The organism is Nocardia asteroides, from assembly GCF_021183625.1.
Classification (GTDB): Bacteria; Actinomycetota; Actinomycetes; order Mycobacteriales; family Mycobacteriaceae; genus Nocardia; species Nocardia asteroides_A.
The window spans coordinates 4,628,997-4,650,506 of sequence record NZ_CP089214.1 but is presented as its reverse complement, the minus strand read 5'-3'; the positions used below and the strand labels follow the sequence as shown (position 1 = coordinate 4,650,506).

Below are 21,510 nucleotides of genomic sequence, written 5' to 3'. Positions count from 1 at the left end.
CAGAATCTTCGCGGGGACTTCATTACGCAAGACCTCGATATGGCCGAAAATCTCGATTCGCTGTCCGCCGTTCTCTTCGGACCTGCGGTTTCAGCACCTAGGCTGGAGGAATGACTTCGCCGTCGATCATCGTCATCGGCGCCGGCTTCGCCGGCCTCGGTCTCGCCATGGAGCTGCGCCGCAACGGACTGCAGAACTTCACCATCCTGGAGCGCGCGGCCGACCTCGGCGGCGTGTGGCGGGAGAACACCTACCCCGGCGCGGCCTGCGACGTGCCGTCCCCGCTCTACTCGTGGTCGTTCGAGCCGAAATCCGACTGGCCGCGCCGCTTCTCGGAGCAGCGCGACATCCACGAGTACATGCGCGGAGTCACGGAAAAGCACGACCTGGCGCGCTTCATCCGGTTCGGCACCGAGGTGACCGACGCCGAGTACGACGAGCGCACCGCCCGCTGGACCGTCCGCACCGCCGCGGGCGACCGCCTGGAGGCGGACGTGCTGATCCCAGCCGTCGGCCAGCTCTCCCGGCCCGCGCTGCCGAACATCCCCGGCATCGACACCTTCACCGGCGCCGCCTTCCACTCCGCCGAGTGGGACCACTCGATCGAGCTCGCGGGCAAGCGGATCGCCTGCATCGGCACCGGAGCCAGTGCCGTGCAGTACATTCCGCGGATCGCCCCCGAGGCCGCGCGGCTGACGCTCTTCCAGCGCTCGGCCGCCTGGGTGCTGCCCAAGCCCGACGTCGAGTACACCGCCGTGCACCACGCCCTCTTCAAGTACCTGCCCCCCACCCGGCTCGCCGAGCGCTTCGCCATCTGGGCCTTCTTCGAGTTCCTCGCCCTTGCCCTCACCGACCTGCCCGCCATCAAGGCCCCGGTGGTCACGCTCGCCGACCGCCACCGGAAAACGCAGGTCACCGACCCCGAGCTGCTCGCCAAGCTCACCCCCGACTACGCCGCAGGCTGCAAGCGCGGCCTCTTCTCCAACGAGTACTTCCCCGCGCTCGCCCGGCCGAACGTCACCGTGGAGACCACCGCCATCACCGAGGTCACCCCCGCGGGCATCCGCACCGCCGACGGCGTCGAGCACGAGGTCGACGTGATCATCTACGGCACCGGCTTCAAGGGCACCGAATTCCTGGCGCCGATCACCATCTCCGGAGTCGGCGGCCGCAAACTCGCCGACGTGTGGGGCGCCGAGGGTGCGCGGGCCTTCCTCGGCCTCTCCGTCCCGCACTTCCCGAACCTGTTCATGATGTACGGCCCCAACACCAATATCGGTGCCGGCTCGGTGATCTACATGCTCGAATCCCAGGCGCGCTACATCCGCCAGGCGGTCCGGCACCTGGCCGAGCGCCCCGGCACCGCCGTCGCCGCCCGGGTCGAGACCGAGCAGGACTGGGACGACTACCTCCAGGGCCGCCTGAAAGACACCCCCTGGAACTTCTGCACCAGCTGGTACCGCAATGCCGCCGGCCGGATCACCAACAACTGGCCCGGCGCCACCGTCCTCTACCGCTGGCGTACCCGCCGGTTCGACCCGGCCGACTACAGCGAATACACAAAGTCCTCGTAGTTGCGGTTCTGCACCCCTGTAGCAATTCTCCAGTAATCTGATGCGCACCGGTTCCGAGCAGGAGGTGCGCGATGCTGTGGGTGCTGCTCGCTGTGCTGATCGTCGCCGTGGCGGGGTTGTATCTGTTGCGGGAGCGGGGGGTTGGGCGGGGCGGCTCCGCCGGGGACGATCCGGAGCTTTCCGTCGGCGACCCGGAGCTTTCCAGGGGCGATCCGGAGCTTTCCGTCAGCGATCCAGGGCTGCGCGCCGGCGACCCGACGTCGCCCGCTCACGAGCGAGGGCTCCTCGCCGATGCTCCGGGCCACCGCGCCGACGATCCGCCCATGCCGCGTCCGGGAACCTCCGATTCGCCCGCCCCCACCCCACGCATCGGTTTCACCCCGGAACACGCACCCGGGCCGCTGTCCCCCGCCCACCACGCCCTCACCCAGCTCAACCAGGCACTCGACGTGCACACGCCCCGAACCGAAGCCGCCCGCCAGGCACTCGAAGCCGCTGCCGACCGCCGCCGCGTAGCCGGCTTCCTCCTCGCCCGCGCCGAAACCGAGCAAGCCGAGCTCACCGCCCGCGAAGGTCTCTACTACATCCGAGCGGCCCGGGTAGCCATGCGCATGAACCCGGGCCCCGAGCTCACCCCCCTCCCCGCCCAAACCGAAGCGGGCGAGATCCCCGAAGCACGAACCCGCACCTTCCGGGGCCACCGAATCGACCTCTCTCCCCACCCCTCTCCGACCACCCCGCACCACCACCCCGGCGGCCGCATAGCCGACCGCCTCATCCCCGCGGGCTGGTACTCCGAGCAATGGTGGCGCCCGGCCCTCGCCACCGGCGCCTGGCCCCCCGGCTCCGACTCCCTCTTCACCGCCCTCTTCTCCGACGCCCCGCAGCCTCCCCGTCCCGGAGCCGGAATCGGCCTCGACCGCAAAGAGCCCGCCGAACCGGGCCGGCCCCCGACCTCCGCGCCTCCCGCGCAAAGCCAACCAGCCGAGCCCCCTTCCTTCCCCGTCACCGGCCCCGCAGGCGACCACCCGGCCAACCCGAATTCGGCAACCGAGTCGAAAGCTCCACCACCCGAGCGAGATTCGCCTCCCCACCACAACGAACCCCACCCCGGCGGCCCCGACCCAACCCAACGAGACCTCCCCTACGACGACCCCCAATACCGCGCCAACGGCTACGGCATCACCGCCGCCCACCCCGCCCCCGGCAACAACGGCGCCGAGTACAACGGCGCCACCCGCAACGGCCACCGCCCCCACGGCCCCCGCGGCTACGAAGACCTCGGCGGCTACGAAGGCGGCGCCTACGACTCGGGCGGCCTCGACCCGCCCTACTGACCCCACCCACGATGCGGCTCCCAGCACCCCCACCCGGTAGACTGCCGCCTACCCGGACCGCCCAGCGGCCCCGGCCCCGCCCTCGTAGCTCAGGGGATAGAGCACGGCTCTCCTAAAGCCGGTGTCGCAGGTTCGAATCCTGCCGGGGGCACGTAGAACATGGGCAACTGTGGTGGTCGCTTGCGTACCACCGGGTTGCCCCGTGCGGCCGCCGCTGTGCGCTGGTGGCGGCACGGGGGCCGGTTTGGGGGGTGTGGCCGGGGTCAGCGTGCCAACGGCTGTGACGGCGGCGGGGAGTGTTTCTTCGGTCAGTGTGGCGTAGATGGTCACGTGTTTGTTGGTGTGGTCGTAGACGATCTTGATGCCGAATGCCTCGTATAGGTCGCGTTGTAGGACGTCGGGTGCGCGAGTGAGATGCAGCGCTAGGCGGGGCAGGTTGTCGAGGAGTGCGGGTTCGTCTGGTTGCTGGTGGGCGGCTTGTTCGCGCAGGATGTCCAGCTCGGCGTTCTTGGTCCGGCGTTGTTGTTCGAGTTCGGCGTAGCGGTGGCGGAGCCGTTCGGCCCAGGCGTCGGCCAGCTCGTCGCCGCTGGTGATCGGTCGGGATTCGCGTTCATCGAGGAGGTTGTCCTGGCGTCGGGCGATCTCGGTCAGGGTCTTCTCGATCGCGGTGACCCGCTGCGCGATGTCGTTGCCCTTGTGCGATGCCTGCCCGCGTAGCTGGTGGCGGAGCAGGGTGGTGCGGTCGGGGCCGAAGACCCGCTCGTTGAAGAAGGTCTCGAGGCAGTCGAGCAGCTTGTCTTCGCGCACGTACACCGAGCGGGGGTGGTCGGTGTATTCCTCAGGTTTGCCGACGAGGTCGAGTTTGGGCTGGCAGGTGTAGTAGCCGTAGCCCTTGCGGGTCTTGCCGAACATCCTCTTGTTGCACTGCTTGTGATGGACGTAGTAGCGGAGCACGTAGGTGCGGTGGGTGTCGGGGTGGGTGTTCCTTCCGCCCATCCGTGACCCCTGGCGGGCGGTCCGGTGCTTCTGCACCGTTTCCCACATCGCGCGGGTGACCAGGGGCTCGTGGGTGGGCTCGGGTGACCAGACCCATTTCTCGGGAGGGTTGAGCGCGCCGCCCTTCTTGCTGGCGCGGCGGTTCCACACCATGTGGCCGGTGTATTTCGGGTTGACCAGGATTTCGCGGACCGACGACGGTGTCCATCGTCCCCGCGCCCGTTTGCCGCTGTTGGGCTGTGGTGGCGGGAAGCGGTCGGGGTCGGTGTTGAGCCGGTCCGAGATCACCTGGTAGGCGAGTCTCTCGTCGTGGCGCAGCTGGTAGATCCGCACCACTGCGGGCGCGCGTTCGGGGTCCACGATGAGCCGGGATTTGGTGCGGCCTTCCTCGCGTTTGGCCGCGACGGGGTGTGGCACTTTCTCGTTGAGGTAGCCGTGGCAGGCTTTGCCGATGTTCCATCCTTGAACGGTGTGTTCGCGGAAGCCTTCCCAGGACTGTTCGAGGGTGTGGCGCAGGAACCACTCGGCGACGCCTTGTTTCATGCGGCGTACGAGGATCTGGGTGGCGCGCTTCTCCGACAGCGAGATCGGTCCCTCGTCGGCGGCGAACAGCGGCACCCCGACTTTTTCCAGCTCGTGTTCGAGCTGGGTGGACTGGTGGGTCCAGCGGGCGGCGCGTTCGATCTCTTCGACCACGACCGCTTCGAACCGGCGGTGGGGGTGGCGGGCCTCGGCCATCAGGTCGGCCAGGCCGCCGTCTCGCGGGATCGGGATGTCGAACGCCTCGTGCGCGTTGCCCAGTCCACGCAGTTCGAGGTCTTTGCGAGAGGATTCCACGTCGTAGAAGAAGGCGACGATGACGAACCCGTTCGGCAACACCTTGCGGCAGTTGTCGAGCTGGCGTGGCAGCGACAACGTGGGATCCTGCAAATCGCGCGTGGAGGTGCGCAGGAACACCGCGACCGGGACCGGGGACGAGCCACCTACCCCGAGCAGGTCAGCGCCGTCGGACCCGGCGAGGGTGGGCAGGCTCATGCCGCGTTCTCCTCGTCCCTGTCGAGGGCCAGTGCGTCGAGATCGACAACCTCGACGGTTGCCGGGTTCTGGTCGTGGCTGTCGAGCCAGCGCAGCAGAGCCGTTATGGCGCGGGCTTGGCGCTCAGCGGTGCGTTTGGCCTCGGCCCCGGTGACGTAGCGGATCTGGAACGACGCCGTCAGCCCATCAGCACGGGCGTCGACTTCCATCGGCGCCCCGTCGCGGTTGCGGGAACGGCGAGCGCGCCTGTTCAACGGAATCACCACTGCCTCGTCCGAGAATTCCTGGTCCATGAATTCCTCTCCTTGTTGCACCGCACCGGGCCGATGAACGGGGCCGGGCGGTGCCTGTTTCGTGGTTGTGGAACTGAGTCGGTGACCGGGCGACCCCGGTCACGGGGGTCCATGAACGCTCCGTAGCGGGCGGGTCGTCAAATGCCTTCTCCTCGACCGTTTCTGCCGGATCGACCGCCGAAACCCACCCCGGGGGCCGAACCGCGCGGATTACGGCGGCCAGGGCCGTTCTGGCGGGGGCGAACGGGCATCGCCCTGCTCGGGTTGGTTCTGGCGCTGGTCGGATCCGGGGTCGTGGATCGGGGTGGCGACAGGGACGGGAACGGGCGGACGGCCAGCGCGGTGGTGGTGGCGGTGGTGGTTGTGCCCGGCGGCGGCGGGGTGGGCCATCGGTCAGGCGGCTCGTCGGTCGTGTCTCTGCTCGGGGTGCCCGCCGGTCTCGGTGTCGGCCTCACCGCGGGCGAAGTCGGAGGCGACGTGTCCACCGGAGGTGCTGGGCTCGGTGAGTGGTGGCAGGGAGTCGATGTCGATATCGGTGCCGGGGTCGTCGGTGAGGGCGGCCAGTTCGCCGGGATCGGTGGTGATGAGCGCGTTCTCGGTGTGGGAGGCCAGAGATCCGAACACCGCCCGGTCGGTCCCCCCGATCGCCAGCAGCCCTGAACCGCGTGCGGCCGAGAGCAGGAACTGCTGCTCGCCGTCGGAGAGGTGGAACGCGGTAGCGACCTCGTCGATGGCTTGGGGTGCCTGGCGCAGCAGGACCTGGGTGGCGGCGTTGGACACGATCGCGCGCCCCAGCTCGGTCGAGCACACGTCCGCGCAGTCCTGGGTGGCGACGGTCAATCCCGCCCAGTGTTTGCGGAAGCTCTTCGCCGCCCGGAACAGGAACGCCGCTCCGGCGGGCTGGCGCATGAGCAGCCATGCCTCGTCCACGGTGATCATGCGGGGCCGCCGCTGTGCCGGGTTCGATACCCGCCGCCAAGTGGCGTCCAGCACGAGCAGAGTGCCGATGGTTTTCAGCTCCTCGGGCAGCTCGCGCAGCGAGAACACGATCAGCCCGCCCTCGGGCTGCGTGGTGGTCGGCCCGTCGATCAGCCCTGCGTAGGCACCCTGGCCGACGTAGGGGTGCAGCCCGGCGGCCAGCTCGGTCGCGGCGGGCGAGGCGAGCTGGTCGAGTTGGTCGCGTAGCCCGGTCAGGGTGGGTGCGGGCCGGGTCCAGGTGGCGGGGTCGTCGGTGATCCCGGCGGCGGCGTAGGTGGCGGCCAGCGCGGCGTCCAGGGCAGATCGCTGTGCGGCGGTCTGCTCGCCGAGTAGCACCTGGGTGAGGGTGTGGAGGAAGAGTTTGCGCCGGGTGAGGGCGTCGGCGGGGGCGCTGCGGCGGCCGTCGGATCGGGTGTGGATCTCCAGATCGAACGGGTTGATGCGCACGCCGGGTGCGCCGAGGCGGATGTGGGTGCCGCCGACCGACTCGGCCAGGCGGCGGTATTCGTCCTCGGGGTCGATGACGACCTGTTCGATCCCGCGATAGAGCGCTCGCAGGATCTCGGTCTTGACCAGGTAGGACTTGCCCGCACCGGAGCGGCCCAGCACGACGAGGTTGTGGTTGTGGGCCTCGGGGCCGAAGCGGTCGACGAACAGCAGCCCGGCGGCGGCGTCGCGGCCGTAGAGGACACCGTGGGGGCGGTCTGCTTGGGCGGGGTCGGCGGCGGGCAGTTGGGGTGAGTCGAAGGGGAATGCCGCGGCGAGGGCGGTGGTGTCGAAGGTCCGCTGCACCCGGATCAGGTCCGTCCCGAGCGGCAGTGTGGTCGCCCACGCTCGAGCGGCGCGGTAGGACAGGGTGCAGGTGTCCACGAGCAGGCTTGCGGCCAGGGCGCGGACGGCGGCGACTTCGTCGGCCAGTTCGGTTTCGGAGGTGGCGTGCACGGTGAGGTAGACCCCGACCCGGAACAGGCGTGCTTCGGCGCGGGCGACCCGCGCGGACAGCTCGGCGGCGTCTTCGACGGCGACATCGATCTGGGGGTCGGTCAGTCGGCCCCGGCTGATGTCCTGCATCCGGGAGGACTCGAGGCGTGCCTGCTGGCGGCGCAGACGGGTGGCGGCGGTGGCCGGATCGACGGGCTCGATGTGCACCGCGACCTCGACCCGGCCGGAATGGGAGAGCAACGGCGCGAGCCAGCCGGCGGTCACCTCGCGCGGGTATCCGGTGACCGCGAGCGTCGAGGTCCAGTCCGAGCCGATCTCGAGGTGCCGGGTGCCGATGGTGAGCGATTCCGGGGCGAACCGGTCGATGCCCGCACCGAATGGATCCGGTGTCGTGGTGTCGATGTCGGTGGTGATGACCGTGTCGGCGGCGGTGATATCGGCGGCGGCTGAGACCAGGCCCTCGGGGTTGGTGCAGCTGGTCAGCACGGCGGTCGCGGCGACGTGATCGAGGGCGGTGACCGAGATACCGAGTGGGGACAGGACGTCGGCGGCCTCGCTCATGCGGCGCAGCAGCCGGGACTCGGCCGCCCGGCGGGCACCGCCCGACAGCGCCCGCCGGGAACGGCCCCGGCCGGGCAGCCGCGCGCGCAGCCCGGTCGTTGCCAGGGTGTCGGTCTGCTCGCGCCAGACGAGCAGCACCTGCCGGTGGGTCGGGTTCTCGCGGGTGATCAGCTCGGCGAGATGATCGGCATGGTCGATCGCTGCCGCGGCGAGGTCGGGTGACATCTGCTCGGCGGCGGCGTGCAGGCCGGTGATGTGCTCGGTCAGGTCCAACCGGGCCGAGCGCACCAGGATCTGCACCGGCTGGCGCAGGGTGTGTAGCCAGCCCGCGAGCTGACCCACCAGGCTGTCCTGTTCGGCCGGGGTCCGCAGGCTCAGGTTGAGGGTTCCGGCGACGGCGATGACAGCGAGGCCGTCGGCGCCGAGGTCGATCACCGCGACACCGCCCCCTGCGCCACCGCTGGCGGTCACCGACTCCGGGAGCCGGGCCGCTTGCGCGGTCAACGGGGCCAGGCTCGGTGGGCGCGTCCGGGTTCTGGTGGTGCGGTGGGTGATCCAGCTCGGGGACGGCTGCATAGGGGTCTTGACGAGGTGGCGTGGCCGGAGGCGGTGGCCGATGGCGGCCACGAGCAGCAGGTCGGCCGACAGGCCGTCGCGGCGGGTGAGGACCGCGACCGCGACCACGACGAGCACCGGGGCCGCGACGGCGGCGAACACCGCCGGGGCGATGACCGTCCGGGTCGCGGCCCACCCCGAGTACAGCAGCAGGGCGGTGGTGGCGAGGACGGCGAGCTGGCGGGCGGTGAAGGGGCCCAGGATGCGGTCGGAGCGGTCGACGTCGGCGGGGATGCGCACGAGGGTGCTCATCGCAGGGTGCCTCCTCTCGGCGGGCGGGGTGCGCGGCGGCGCACGGGCAGGTCGGGCATGGGCAAATGCAGCTGCCGCCCGGCCGGACGCGCCGGTGCTGGCGGCCTTGGTGGGTTCGGCGGCGGTGGAACGGGTCTGACCCGGGTCACCGGGAACGGCAGCGGGTACTGCCCGCTGCGGGTCGGGCGGAGACGGGCGTAGGGATCGGCCGGGGCGGGCTCGGTGAAATCGAAGGCGAGCTGCTGCGGTGCCGCCCGGCGGCCAGGACGCTCCGGCGGCGGCGGGGGCGGGGGTGTGGCGCGAACCCGGCGCACCGGGATCGGGAGCGGGTACTGGCCCCCGGCCCCGGCGCGGATGCCCCGGTAGGCATCCGGTGGGGTGAAGTCGAACGCGAGCTGGCGTCCCCTCGGCGTGCGGGCAGGGCGCGGCGGCGGGGTGCCGGTCGCCTCGGCCGGTGCCGGGCCGGGTCGCCGGGTGACGCGGCGCACCCCGTCCAGGGGCAGCATCAACTGCCCGTCTCGCGTCGAGCGGACCCGCGCGAACGGGTCCCTGGTGCTGGCGGCGGCCGTGCGCGGTGCTCGCGGGGGACGAGCGGATCGTGGAGTCCGCGGTGCCGAGGCCGCCGGGGTGGCGGTTCGGGCGCTGCTCGCCGAGGCTCCTTTGAGCAGGCCGAGGGTCTTGTAGGCGATGAATCCCCGCGCCATCGACCCGACGAACGAGCGGCCTTGGCCGATCTTCAGCACCGACAGCAGCCATGTCGGGGTCTTGATCAACAGGAACATCAGCGCCAGAGCCACGGTCGTGTCCGCGATCTCGTTGGCGTCGGGGCCGAAGAGGTGCCATCCGCCCGGGGTGAGCAGCACCCGCAGCACGATCACCAGCGTCAGCGACTGCACGACCTGGATCCCCAAGCACGCCGCGAACGAACGCCACCACCAGCGCGCTACACCGTCGATGCCGGGCAGTGCATGACACATCAGAGCCAGCGGGGCGGCGACGATCAGCAGGATCGTGATGGTGACTCGCACGACGTAGCTGATGAGCAGCACGAGCAGCATCACCACCAGCGCCAGGTTCAACAGCAGGAAGAAGCCCCGGCTCTGCGTGCCGGTCACCGCGAGCTCGGTCAGCGCTCGGGCGGCCGAGCCGGAGTCGACACCGTCTCCGGCCACCGCCGCAGCGAGGGCGTTGGCGAACCCGATCGCCGCCGTGGCGATCGTCATGCTCAACGCCCCGGTGACGAACCCGGCAACCAGCCGGGGCACGAGCTCACGGATCGACCACCGGGTCTGCAGGGTCTCCCGAGCCATCAGCAGCACCCCGGCCGCCATCACCACCAGCACGTACAGGGCGGTCACGAGTTGCCACGACTGGTCCCACAGCGCACCGATCTGCGGGATCGAGCCGGGCTCGGGAGTCGTGAGCAGAGTTTTCGAGAGCAGCTCGAGCAGCGGGTTGAGCGCGGTCTCCACGATCCGCTGGAAGAACCCGTCGATCGCGTTCTCCACACACCCGTTGATGTTGGTGACCCCGCACTCGGCCGAACCCGAACCCGAACCCGGTCCGGGTGCCGGGGTCGTCGTGCCCGGTGTTGCCGGGGCGGGCGTGGCCGGGCTCGGGGTGGTGGAGGGCGGAGTCACCCACCGTGGCGGCGCAGTGGTCGGGGGCGGCGGAGTGGACGCCGGGGCGGGTGTGGCCGGTGTCGGGGTGACCGGGACGGTCGGTGTCGCGGGTTGGGCGGCGGCACCGGCCGCGCCGAGAACGGCGATCAGAACCGCGGCGAGTACCGCCGCTAGGGCGGCGGCAGCGGTGCGCGTGGCCGGTGAGATTCGGACGGGTGCGGGCGGGGCCTGGGCCGAGGCGTGCACGGTCAGGCTCCGATGATGGACTTGAGCACGGCGACGATGACCGGTGCCAGCATCGCCAGCGCGTAGCCGAGGCAGGCGGCACGGAACGCGGTCTTGGCCTTCTCGATCTCGGACGGATCACCGCCACCGAGCAGATAGCGCGCCCCGGCGACGGTCAGGAACAGCGTCGCCAGCCCGGCGAGGATCCCCACGATCCAGTTGCGCGCGTTGTCGATCACCTCCCCCAGCGACGAGACGATCGCCAGTACCTCCGTGTGCGGCGGTGCCGCCGAGGCCGATCCGGCGAGCAGGCCCAGAAGCGCCAGGGTCGTGCCCAGCACCGCGAGCGGTCGAGTCCAGCGCCGCCCGTGTCGAGCCGATGTCTGGGGCGCCGCACCGAGATTTCCCTGGTTGGTGTTCATGCCGCCACCTGCCCGTGCTCGGTGCTCGCCTGCGCCGAGGTCACCGGGTGCCGGTTCGGCCGGCGGCCTCGCCGCGGTGACCGGTCCGGCGGTGCGAGGGCGGTGACCGCCTCGGCTTCGACCGTGCTGGTGCGCCCGGGGTCGCGGGCGCGGTCGGACAGCCACGCCAGCAGGGCGCGTTCGGCGCGGGGTCGCTGCTTGCGCAGCTTCCACAGCGACACACCGCGTTCAGCGGCCAAGCAGGTCAGCGATCGGCCTTCCCACCGCGACGCGGCGATGAGTTCGGCGGCGTCGGCGGAGATCACTCCGGCGGCCACGGCTTGGGCCAGGACGGTCTCGGGATGGCCCGGTTCGGAGACCATCGCCCGCACCCGCACCCGCTCCCCGAGCGGGGCCAGGTCGTGGTCGAGGTCGCCGACCACCGTCGCGCCGCTTCGCTGTTGGGTTGCCGCTTTGAGGACGGCGCGGTAGGCACCCCAGCGCAGCCGATGCCACACCCCCGGGGATTGCAGGCCCACGCGCGGCAGGTGGGACAGGAACGCGGTCAGCACTTCGGACTCGAGGTCGTGGCGAGTGGTGGTGTTCGACGTCGTGTACGCGCTGGCGGTGCGCGACAGCATCGGCGCGGCCAGTCCGGCGCACACCAGCATCGCGCCCTCGTCCTGGGCGCGGACTCGTTCGAGCAGCCACACCCAGATCGCGTCGACTTCGGCCATCGGCGTCGCCGAGTCCCACAGCCGCTCACGCAGCGCCGCCCACGTCCGCACCGGACCGCCGCGAGCGGACTCCGGTGTCGGCACCGGGCGCGGATCGGTGGGCAGCGCCCCGGCGGCGATCTGCTCGAAACCGGACCGCACCACAGCCAGCGGCGAGCCCGGCTTCTCGAGGAGTGCCCCATATTTCACGACGTGTGAATTCGTCACCACGAATCTCCTTGATCGATCGCAAACTTCCGACCTCACAAGGACACCGAACACCCCTATCCGAAATGCATCCGAACCCTATCCGAACCACATCCAGAAGCCACCCGAAACATATCCGAGCCCTATCCCGGTGCGAGCTGGCTGATATCGCGCTACGCAACAAACACTCTCAACAGTCGGAGTGACTGTGAGAGGGTTGCCCCCTCTTAGCAGGCCAAATACATGTTCGGATAGATCCAGGATGTGACTTGGATATATTTCAGATAGCACGCGGATAGACCCCCGCTCCTCCTGGGCAACCATTGGAAAATTTCCTCGGGAAATTTTGACCGCACCCTCTTACCGAGCGGCGCTCCGGCGCGTCCTTTTCGGCTCCCGAGATTCTCAGAAAATAGTTTCGAGCGTCGTGTCCCGATTTCGGCTTTTTGGCGGAAGTTAGCGAGTACACACCGCTCTCTCGCTCAGGAGGCCGTCATGTCCGCCCGTTCCCGCCGACCTCGTTCCACCTCCGCCGCCGTGCGGGTTCCCTCGACTCTGTGGGCGCTGGGGCCCGCCCCGCTCGATCCCGGCGACCGCTGGCCCGGCCCGGTCCTGGCGCAGACGATCGCCGAGTTCTCCGCGCCGGGATCGCGGGTGATGCTGCTGGGCTGGCCCGCTCCGACCGTCCGGGGTGCGCTGCGGATTATCGAGCCCGACACCGCCGACGCGCTCGCCGCGGTTGGTGAGCTGGACCGCCACGGCCTCGACGCCCCGGCCGACCGGAGCTTCTCCGGGGAGCCGGTGGATCTGGTCGTGGCCAGCCTGCTCGCCGATCACCTCGACCCGATCGCCGCCGCCGAGGACGTCACCTCGCTCGCGACCGACGTGATGGCATCGGACGGTTTGCTGGTCGTTCTCTCGCGCTGCCGCCACAGCGCCTCCGGCGTCCTGGAGGACCCCGCCGGTTCGGTCGTCGCCGCCGCGCAGGCCGCCGATCTGCTCTACCTCCAGCACATCATCGCCGCGCCCGTGCGCGGCACCGCCATCACCGCCGCGCCCGCCGATCCGGCCCCCTCCGGCCTCGCGCGCCACCGGGTCGCCCACACCGACGTCTTCGTCTTCCTCCAGCCCGCCCATGTCTGAGCCCGCACGCCATTCGCCCCGCCCGAACCGCGATCCGAAGGACGCCGCCATGACTTTCGACCATGCCGCCGCGCCCACCGGCCCCGACTCCGCGATCCCCTCCCAGATCGGTTCCACCGCCCCGCCGGTGTCGGTGTGGGCGACGGCCCAGACCGCGCCGACAGCGCAGCGGCGGGGCCGATACCACCCCGGCAGCACCGCTCATCCCGCGAAGATGTTCCCCGCCATCGTGCAGCACGCGGTCGAGACCTATACCCGCCCCGGGGACCTCGTGCTGGACCCGATGTGCGGGATCGGTACCACGCTGGTGGAGTCCCTGTATCTGGGCCGCCGCGCGGTCGGCGTCGAGTACGAGTCGCCGTGGGCGGAGCTGGCGCGCGCCAACATCGGGCTCGCTCGCGAGGCCGGGATCAAGCTCGACGCCGAGGTGTACCACGGCGATGCCCGCAAGCTGGGTGAGCTAATCCCGGCCGAGTTGCGTGGCCGGGCGAGTCTGGTCATCACCTCCCCGCCCTATGGCGATTCCCTGCACGGGCACGTGCGCGCCAACGGCGCTGAGCCGATACGCAAAACCAACCACCGCTACGGCCGGGTGCTGGACCGGGGCAACCTCGCCAACGTCGGTCTCGGCCGCCTGCTCACCGGGTTCACCAAGATCCTCGCCGGGGCGGCCGAATACCTCGCTCCCGGTGGTCATGTCGTGATCACCGCGCGGCCGTGGCGGCAGCACGCCGAGCTGGTGCCCCTGCCGAGTCACCTCTACACCTGCGGCGAGCTGGCCGGGCTCGTGCCGGTGGAGCGGTGCGTGGCCCTGCTGGGCCGCCTCACCGAGGGCGAGCTCGTGGCTCGGTCGAGCTTCTTCCAGCGCGACTTCGTCGTCAAACAGCGCGCCGCCGGATTGCCGATCCACCTCATCGCCCACGAGGACGTCGTCGTTCTCCGCAAGCCCGACGCCGCCGAGGCCACCCACGCGGTCGAGCGTCGCCGCGCGAGCGGCCGATTCCCCTTCGGCACCGCCGCGACGCTGCCGCCGCGCGATGCCAGCGGCCCGGGATCGGTGGCCGCGTGAACACCGCACCCAACCCCGAACAGGGATGGCTGGGCCGGGCGCTACTCGCGCCCGGCACGACGCTGCGCGATCTGGGCGAGGCGATCGGACATGCACTCGGGCCGGTGTCGGTCCTGAGCGTGGCCGGGGCCGTGCTCGCGGTCCTCGCCGCGGCGCGAATTCTCACCGAAGCACGTCGGCGCCGGCTGAGTGCACGTGCTCGCCAGATCACCGTGCTCACCCCGCCCGAAGTCGACGCCAAGGGCGCGCTCGCGTTCTGGGCGCACCTCATCGGGCAGCTGCGCCCGGCCTGGGCACGGGTGCTGTGGGGGCAACCGCATCTGGGGTTCGAGTACACCGTCACCCCGGAGCAGGGGGCCGCGATCCGGCTCTGGGTGCCCGGTGTGATCCCGCCCGGACTCGTCGAACGCGCCATCGCCTCGGCCTGGCCCGGCGCGCACACCGACACCCTCACCCCCGCCGGGCCCCCGCTCCCGGTCGCGGTGGAGGGCGTGCGGCGGGTCGTGGCCGGGGGCGAACTGCGGCTCGGACGCCGCGAAGGGTTGCCGTTGAGTACCGATCACTCCGGAGATCTGGTGCGCAACCTGATCACCGCCGCCGACGACCTCGGCCCCGGACAGGCCGCCTGCGTGCAGATCCTCGCCCGCCCGGTCACCGGCCGCCGCGTCGCGCGAGCCACCCGCGCCGCGGCGAGCACCACCACCCCGGTCGGCGTCGTGACCGGACTGCTCCGCGAGGCCCTGGACCTGCTCACCCCCGGCACGGTCGCCACCCGCGCCTCCCACACCCCAGCCGGGGTGGCAGGTGCGAGGCACGCCGACCGCCAGACCTCGCTGGAGTTCAGCGCCGCCGCCCGTGCCGCAGCGGCCAAAGCCCGGGGCGCGCACTGGGAGACCGTGGTCCGCTACGCCGCCTCGATCCCCGTCTCCGACGACCCCGGCGAGGCCGCGCCGAGAGCGCAAGCGCGCTCGGTGGCGCGCGGTCGCGCCGACGCTCTCGCCACGGTGTTTGGGGCGTGCACCGATCACAACTACTACCGGCGACGGCCTCGCCTACGCCTCGAGCGGTTGATCCGGCGCAGGCACCTTGGGCGTGGGGATGTGCTGTCGGTGCCCGAGCTGGCCACGATCGCGCATCTGCCCACCGACACTGGGCTACCCGGCCTGCAGCGCGCCGGTGCCCGTGCCCTGTCCCCCGCACCGGAGATCCCGGTCGGCGGGGAGCACACGAAGCCGCTGGGCACGGCCGATACCGGGACGCGCCGCCCGGTGGCCGTCAAAATCTCCGACGCCCGCCACCACCTGCACATCCTCGGCCCCACCGGTGTCGGCAAGTCCACCCTGCTGGCGCGCACGATCCTCGATGACGCCGAGGCCGGGCGCGGGGTGATCGTCATCGACCCCAAGGGCGACCTCGTCACCGACATCTTGTCCCGGCTGCCGGTGCGGATGGGTGAGCGGGTGGTGCTCTTCGATGCCGACTCCTCCGCCCCGCCGCCGTGCGTGAACCCCCTCGACATCGGCCGGATCGGGCGCGCGGGAATGGATCTGGCGGTCGACAACCTCGTCACCGTGTTCCACCGGATCTTCCACCAATGGTGGGGGCCACGCACCGACGACATCATGCGCGCCAGCCTGCTCACCCTGTGCGCCCAGCCCGGCACCGCCACCCTGGCCGACCTGCCCCGGCTGCTCACCGAGCCCGCCTTCCGCGCCCGGGTCACCCGCACCACCAAAGACCCGGTCCTGCGCGGGTTCTGGGACAGCTACGAGACCCTCTCCGACACCGGCCGTGCCCAGCTCACCGGGCCGCTGCTCAACAAATTGCGGGCGTTCCTGTTGCGCCCGTTCGTGCGCTCGGCCATCGCGGGCGGGCCCTCCACCGTCGAGTTCGCCGACATCCTCGACCAGGGCGGGATCTGCCTGGCGCGCCTGCCGAAAGGCTCGCTGGGAGAGGAGACCTCCCGCCTGGTCGGGTCGCTGCTGGTGGCCCGGACGTGGCAGGCGGTGACCGCGCGGGCGCGGGTGCCCGCCGCTGATCGGCCCGACGCGGCTCTGGTGCTGGACGAGGCACAGAACTTCCTCAACCTGTCGACGCCGATCGAGGACATGCTCGCCGAGGCCCGGGGACTGCGGCTGTCGCTGCTGCTGGCCCATCAGAACCTCGGCCAGCTCTCCCGGGAGCTGCGTGACGGCATCTCGGCCAATGCCCGCAACAAGATCGTCTTCGCCGTCAGCCCCGACGACGCCCGCGACCTGGCCCGCCACACCGAGCCCTGGCTCTCCGAGCACGACCTGTCGCACCTCGACGCCTTCCACGCCGCCGCCCGCCTGCTGGTCGACGGCCGCAACGCCCGCCCCTTCACCCTCACCACCCGGCCCCTGCACCCGCCGATCCCGGGCCGCGCCCGCGAGATCGCCGCCGCCGCCCAAGCCCGGCTCACGGCCGCACCCGCCACCTCCCCGCAGCCCTGACCCGCCCAGCCCAGCCCAGCCCAGCCCAGCCCAGAGGAAGGCTCCCGGACCGATGATTTCCCGTCCCGACAGGCAAGCCGACACCCGTGCCCCGCGCCCGGCCTGGTCATCGACAATGCCGCCGGAGAACAGTTCGGTGGTGCGGGCGTTGACCGGGCGCGACCGCTGGATTCTGCGCATGGTCTACGAGCACCGGGTCCTGACCACCGGCCAGCTCGCCGAGTTGGCATTCCCGACCGCCAAGATCGCCCGCCGCCGCCTGCCCATTCTGCACACCTACCGGGTCCTGGACCGCTTCCGGCCGATGCGCACTCGCGGCAGCGCCCCCTACCACTGGACCCTCGCCCCGGCCGGAGCGGCGATCCTCGCCGCGGAAGCCGGAGTCAGTGTGCGAGAGCTCGGCTACAACCACCAGAGCACGCTCTCGGTCGCCCACAGCCTGCACCTGACCCACACCCTCGGCGTCGCCGAATGGTTCACCGCCCTGCTCACCCACCCCCACGGCGGGCAAGTGGTCCGGTGGTGGTCCCAGACCCGCTGCCAACGGCTCTGGGGCGACCTCGCCCGCCCCGACGCCCACGGCCGCTACACCCACGGCGAAGACCTGCTCGACTTCTTCCTCGAATACGACCTCGGGACCACCTCCCTGCCCCGGGTCGCGGCCAAGCTGCACGGCTTCGCCGAACTCGCCCGCACCACCGGCGTCGTCGTTCCGGTCCTGCTGTGGGTACCGACCACGCTGCGAGAGGCCAATGCCCGTGTGGCTCTGCGCCGGACGTGGGAGCGGTTGCCCGATCCCGAAGCGGTGCCGGTCGCCACCGCCGCCGCAGAATTCCTCGGCTCGATCCCCGGCACCAGCCCGGCCGATCAGGTGTGGCTGCCGCTTCACACCGACACCGGCCGCAGGTACCTGCGCGAACTCAGCACCCTCTGGCCGCAACGGACCCCACTGCAAGACAGCCTGGACCCGGAGTCGATCTGGGCACCGTCGAGCGGAACCGTCGCTCTGGCCCCTCCGCCACCGAGCCTCCCGGCGTCGGAGCTGTGGTGAGGTAGCGATGCTGGTCAAGGCACTCGGAGCGGGATTCGGGGCGTGGGTGTTCCTCACGGTCGTCATCGCGGCCGTGGTCAGCGCCGTCGTCGTCTTCGACCACGCGCTCACCCCCGCCCCGGGGACCTCGACCGGCACCGGCTCGACCCCGAGCACCGAAGCCGACCAGGACATCCCGGCGGAGATGCTCGTGCTCTATCAGGCCGCTGCCGGGGACTGCCCCGGCCTGGATTGGTCGGTGCTCGCGGCAATCGGCAAGGTCGAGACCGACCACGGCCGCTCACCGCTTCCCGGCGTGTCCTCGGGCGAGAACGCCTCCGGCGCGGGCGGCCCGATGCAATTCCTGGCACCGACCTTCGACTCCGTCGTCAGCCGCCATCGGCTGCCTCCGGGTGGCGCGAGCCCGCCCTCGCGCTACAACCCCTCCGACGCGATCCACGCTGCCGCGTTCTACCTCTGCGACTCCGGCGCCCCCGCAGACCTGCACGCCGCGATCTTCGCCTACAACCACGCCGACTGGTACGTCACCCAAGTCCTCGACCAGGCCACCCGCTATCGCAGCGGCGACTGCCACGCTGCCTCGCCCGCGCCCCCGGCTGCCGCCCGGGTGATCGCCTTCGCCTGCGCCCAGCTCGGCCTGCCGTATGTGTGGGGCGGCAACGGACCCGAGGTCAACGGCGGCTGGGACTGCTCCGGACTCACCCAAGCCGCCTACCGAGCCGCCGGAATCTCCCTCCCCCGCACCACCTACAACCAGGTCCACACCGGTGCAACCATCCCCGAGGACCAGCTCGCACCCGGAGACCTGCTCTTCTACAGCACCGACGGCGACGTCCACCACGTCGGCATCTACCTCGGCGGCGGCCAGATGGTGCACGCCCCCACCTTCTCCGAGCCGGTTCAAATCTCGCCCTACCGGTGGAAAGGCGACGACTACTACACCGCCACCAGGCCCACCCCCGCCCACGACGACTCCCGCCCCACCTCCTGATCACCTCACACGGACGGAGAACCCCCATGCACCACCACCAAGACCATCGCCGCCGCGCCGCGCTGGCACTGTGCGCGGCCATCGCCGCGACCACCGCCACGGCCGGTGTCGCCACCGCTGAACCGACACCGGGCCGCGATGGGGCGCAGTGCCCGCGCTGGACCGCGCTGCTGGTACCGGGCACCTACGAGACGGCCCCCGCCACCACCGGACAGGCCATGCCCGGGATCCTCACCCAGCTCGGGGTGTCACTGACCGCCCGCTACGGCAGCGACATCGAGGTCCGCACGCTCACTCCGACAGCCAGCGGTGCCGGTTCGGTGAGCGGAGCAGAACTCACCGCGGCGTTCTCGGAGCTGTGCTCGGACACGCGAGTCGTTCTGGCCGGCTACGGCCAGGGCGCCGAGGTCACCGGCGACCTCGCCACCAGCATCGGCAACAACAAAGGTCCGGTCCCGGCCTCCCGAGTCGTGGCCGTCGCGCTCGTCTCCGACCCGCGCCGCGACCCAGTCACCCTCCAGCTCGGCCCCTCGGTTCCCGGACAGGGCGTCACCGGCTCGCGTCCGCAAGGCTTCGGCGAGCTGACCGGGCGAGTCCGCACGCTCTGCCTCGACGGCGACAGCTACTGCTCGACTACCACCGAGTCCGCACCGGTCCTCACCGCGGTCAGCCGCGCACTCGCCACCGCCCCCTCGGCCCCGCCCGCCACCGTCTCCCCCACGACCACCGCGACGGTCCCCACCGCACCGAGTGCACCGACCACGACCACCGGCACGGCCTGGACCGGGCAGCTCGGCCCGTCGCAGGTGCTCGCTCAGGTGGTCACCGTGCTCAACGGGCTCGCGAGCTTCACCGCGAAGGTGCCCGCGATCGGGGCCGATCTCGCTCAGCTGCCGGGCCTGCTCGCCGCAGGTGACGTGCCCGGCCTGCACCGTGTGTCGGGTGATCTGAACAACCAGTTCAACCCCCTGGTCGCGTTGGCCGATGGACTCGATCTGCGGCTGGTGGCCGCCGCGTTGACGGTGGCTGCGCCGCTGGACACCTCCGGGGTCGCCCTGATCGCCGCAGAGGTCGTCGGGGTCCTGGCAGGACTCGACATCGCCCGCATCGCCACCGACATCGGACGAGCCCAGGAGATCGCCTGGACCGCCGTGGAAAGCCTCGCCGACGGCGATCCCGTCGCGGCGTTGCTGGCGCTGACCGGGCTTGCACCGATCGCGGCCGATCTCCTCTCGGCTACCGCCAGCGCGTTCACCGGTACCCGGTTCCCCGCACTCACCCAGACCTACAACACCGCCACCACCACCAGGGCGGGCACCACTACCGGCACCGGTGCTACGGCCCCCCAGGGCGGCGGTGCGGCCGTGTTCGACGCCACCGGCTACGACACCGCCGCCCCCGCACCGAGCGACTGGATCGCCCAGGTGATCGACCGCACGAAATAGGCGACCGCCACGCGGTCACCCGCTGCGCACAGCGAAACGGCCGGTGGTGCCGAGCGACATGCTCGGCACCACCGGCCGTTTCAGTCGGCAGGCGGAGTCAGGAGATCAGATGTGGCCTGCGCGCGGCGTGAACGCCGCCGGGGTACCGGTGGAGCGGAACCGCCACGACGGCGACACCTTCCGCATCATGTCGGCCACCGGGGCCGGGGTCGCGACGACCACCGCCCGTGCGGCGCTGTCGGGATCGGCGAAGGTGTTGCCGACCAGCGGCCCGGTCGTGATCCGCACCGACCCGGTGAGCGGGAAGAACTCGCCCTCGGTCCGGTAGAGCCGGTAGTTCAGAAACACCGGCACCCACGGGAGCACCGAAGGCATCACCGGCATGCTGAACTCACGCGCGGCCTCGGCCGCGATGTCGAGCCACAGCGCGATGCTGTCGGGGGCCTGTGCGGAGTCGGCGAACACCTTGTGCAGCGCGGACGCCAGGATCGCCGGGGTGGAAGTGACGTACATGGTCGAGCACCTTTCTCAGGAAGATACATTGAGAGGCGCGGTGTCGGACTCCCCGGAGTTAGAGTCTCCGGGGATTCCGGCATCGCCCCGTCGTCAGGACGCGAAACGGAATTTCTTGGGGGCCTCGCCGGTCTGCTGAGCGGTCCCGTCCTTGGCGAGCTTGACCAGGGCGTTGTGGACCGCGCCGCTGGACCGGTCGAGGGCTTTGCCGATCTGGTGCGGGGTGAACTCCTCTCTCGGGTTGTCGTGCAGGAAGTCCTCGACCAGTCCCCGCAACCCCCCGGCGGGCAGCCGTCGCACCGTCGACTCCTGCTGCGCCGCTGCCGGGGTATCGGCCGGGGCCGGGGTGGCAGGGTCCGGGGCGGCGGGAACGTCGCCCGTGGGGGCGACCACCGGGGTCTGTCCCGTGGTGCCGGGGTCGGCGGGCACGTCCGCGCCGGGGACCGCCGCGTCGTCGGCCGGGGCGACAGGGCCGGGGGCGACGGGGGCCGGACCCACCGGCTCGGGCAACCCGGGTTCCGGCGTGGCCAGTTCCGCCGGGGCCGGTTCGGCGGGCGGTTCCGCTTCGACGGTGGCGGGTGCGCCCGTGCCCGGGGACCAGGTTTTCGGGGCCCGGGGCGATTCGGGGTCGGTGTGCGACTGTGCGTGCCCGGCGGTTTCCCACTGGGCCAGCAGACGCCGCGCGGTGGACAGTCCGACCCCGGCGGTGTCGGCCAGCGCGGCAGTGGTGCTGCCGGGGTGGGCGCGCAGCGCCGCCCACAACGCGGGGGTGCTGTCGCGGCGCGGCCCGGCCACCCCACCCGACCGCGAACCGCGTTCCGGGGCCGGTGCGGGCGGTGCCGGGGGCACGGTGCGGGTGTTCTTTTTCTTGGACATGGGGGTTCCTTCCAACATGGGGGTTCGGGTGGAATCGGTGACGCCACGTTCGGACAGAATGCGCACCGATGGGGGCGTTTCCCCCCGGGGGGGTCGGTGCTGTTCCGGGTTCCATGACCGCTCGATAGGGCGTGTGATGTCAAGCGGAATGTGGAAATTGGTCGCGGCCCCGAATTCCTCTCTTCGATTTTCGG

At 71.2% G+C, this 21,510-nt stretch carries 15 protein-coding genes, 1 tRNA gene and 1 pseudogene; 10 read left to right on the top strand and 7 right to left on the bottom strand.

Going from position 1 to position 21,510, the window contains the following annotated elements:
* Positions 1–110: 110 nt before the first annotated feature.
* The 4 genes from LTT61_RS22110 (at position 111) to LTT61_RS22095 (ending at position 3,628) form a co-directional block, all read left to right on the top strand.
* Positions 111–1,574 carry a flavin-containing monooxygenase gene (locus LTT61_RS22110; RefSeq protein ID WP_233015972.1) on the top strand — a complete coding sequence of 488 codons (1,464 nt, stop codon included), beginning with the start codon at positions 111–113 and terminating at the stop codon, positions 1,572–1,574.
* Between the two features lie 71 nt (positions 1,575–1,645).
* A complete protein-coding gene (locus LTT61_RS22105; protein ID WP_233015971.1) occupies positions 1,646–2,911 on the top strand; it encodes a hypothetical protein in 1,266 nt (421 codons plus the stop codon).
* A 78-nt stretch (positions 2,912–2,989) separates the two neighbouring features.
* Positions 2,990–3,062: transfer RNA gene (locus LTT61_RS22100), tRNA-Arg, on the top strand.
* Between the two features lie 317 nt (positions 3,063–3,379).
* Entirely contained in the window at positions 3,380–3,628 is a 249-nt protein-coding gene (locus LTT61_RS22095; RefSeq protein ID WP_233015970.1) for a hypothetical protein, read from the top strand.
* A 354-nt stretch (positions 3,629–3,982) separates the two neighbouring features.
* Here LTT61_RS22095 and LTT61_RS32985 read toward each other — a convergent pair.
* The 5 genes and pseudogenes from LTT61_RS32985 to LTT61_RS22070 form a co-directional block, all read right to left on the bottom strand.
* Positions 3,983–4,645, bottom strand: a pseudogene (locus LTT61_RS32985) (recombinase family protein); the annotation flags it as partial.
* A gap of 983 nt (positions 4,646–5,628) precedes the next feature.
* Positions 5,629–8,583: a PrgI family protein gene (locus LTT61_RS22085; protein ID WP_233015968.1), complete on the bottom strand. Its 2,955-nt coding sequence runs from the start codon at positions 8,581–8,583 to the stop codon at positions 5,629–5,631.
* On the bottom strand, positions 8,580–10,091 hold the full coding sequence (locus LTT61_RS22080) for a hypothetical protein (RefSeq protein WP_233015967.1): 1,512 nt from the start codon (positions 10,089–10,091) through the stop codon (positions 8,580–8,582). The genes LTT61_RS22085 and LTT61_RS22080 overlap by 4 nt, the downstream gene beginning before the upstream one ends.
* A 362-nt stretch (positions 10,092–10,453) precedes the next feature.
* Positions 10,454–10,852, bottom strand: a complete 399-nt coding sequence (locus LTT61_RS22075; RefSeq protein WP_233015966.1) for a pilin — start codon at positions 10,850–10,852, stop codon at positions 10,454–10,456.
* Positions 10,849–11,775, bottom strand: a complete 927-nt coding sequence (locus LTT61_RS22070) for a hypothetical protein (protein ID WP_233015965.1) — start codon at positions 11,773–11,775, stop codon at positions 10,849–10,851. Before LTT61_RS22070 ends, LTT61_RS22075 begins: the two co-directional genes overlap by 4 nt.
* Positions 11,776–12,249: 474 nt before the next feature.
* Between LTT61_RS22070 and LTT61_RS22065 the strand changes: the two genes are divergently transcribed.
* The 6 genes from LTT61_RS22065 (at position 12,250) to LTT61_RS22040 (ending at position 19,927) form a co-directional block, all read left to right on the top strand.
* Positions 12,250–12,897, top strand: a complete 648-nt coding sequence (locus LTT61_RS22065) for a hypothetical protein (protein ID WP_233015964.1) — start codon at positions 12,250–12,252, stop codon at positions 12,895–12,897.
* A gap of 49 nt (positions 12,898–12,946) precedes the next feature.
* Positions 12,947–13,966, top strand: a complete 1,020-nt coding sequence (locus tag LTT61_RS22060; protein ID WP_233015963.1) for a TRM11 family SAM-dependent methyltransferase — start codon at positions 12,947–12,949, stop codon at positions 13,964–13,966.
* On the top strand, positions 13,963–16,440 hold the full coding sequence (locus tag LTT61_RS32685) for a type IV secretory system conjugative DNA transfer family protein (protein ID WP_269821782.1): 2,478 nt from the start codon (positions 13,963–13,965) through the stop codon (positions 16,438–16,440). Before LTT61_RS22060 ends, LTT61_RS32685 begins: the two co-directional genes overlap by 4 nt.
* Positions 16,441–16,579: 139 nt before the next feature.
* A complete protein-coding gene (locus LTT61_RS22050) occupies positions 16,580–17,491 on the top strand; it encodes a replication-relaxation family protein (RefSeq protein ID WP_233021141.1) in 912 nt (303 codons plus the stop codon).
* 7 nt (positions 17,492–17,498) lie between these two features.
* Entirely contained in the window at positions 17,499–18,482 is a 984-nt protein-coding gene (locus tag LTT61_RS22045; protein ID WP_233015962.1) for an NlpC/P60 family protein, read from the top strand.
* Between the two features lie 26 nt (positions 18,483–18,508).
* Positions 18,509–19,927 (top strand): cutinase family protein, encoded by a 1,419-nt coding sequence (locus LTT61_RS22040; RefSeq protein ID WP_233015961.1) that lies wholly within the window; start codon positions 18,509–18,511, stop codon positions 19,925–19,927.
* A gap of 105 nt (positions 19,928–20,032) precedes the next feature.
* On the opposite strand, the gene LTT61_RS22035 is transcribed toward LTT61_RS22040, so the two are convergent.
* Both LTT61_RS22035 and LTT61_RS22030 read right to left on the bottom strand, forming a co-directional pair.
* Entirely contained in the window at positions 20,033–20,440 is a 408-nt protein-coding gene (locus tag LTT61_RS22035; protein ID WP_233015960.1) for a hypothetical protein, read from the bottom strand.
* A gap of 93 nt (positions 20,441–20,533) precedes the next feature.
* Positions 20,534–21,316 (bottom strand): hypothetical protein, encoded by a 783-nt coding sequence (locus tag LTT61_RS22030; protein ID WP_233015959.1) that lies wholly within the window; start codon positions 21,314–21,316, stop codon positions 20,534–20,536.
* Positions 21,317–21,510 lie beyond the last annotated feature (194 nt).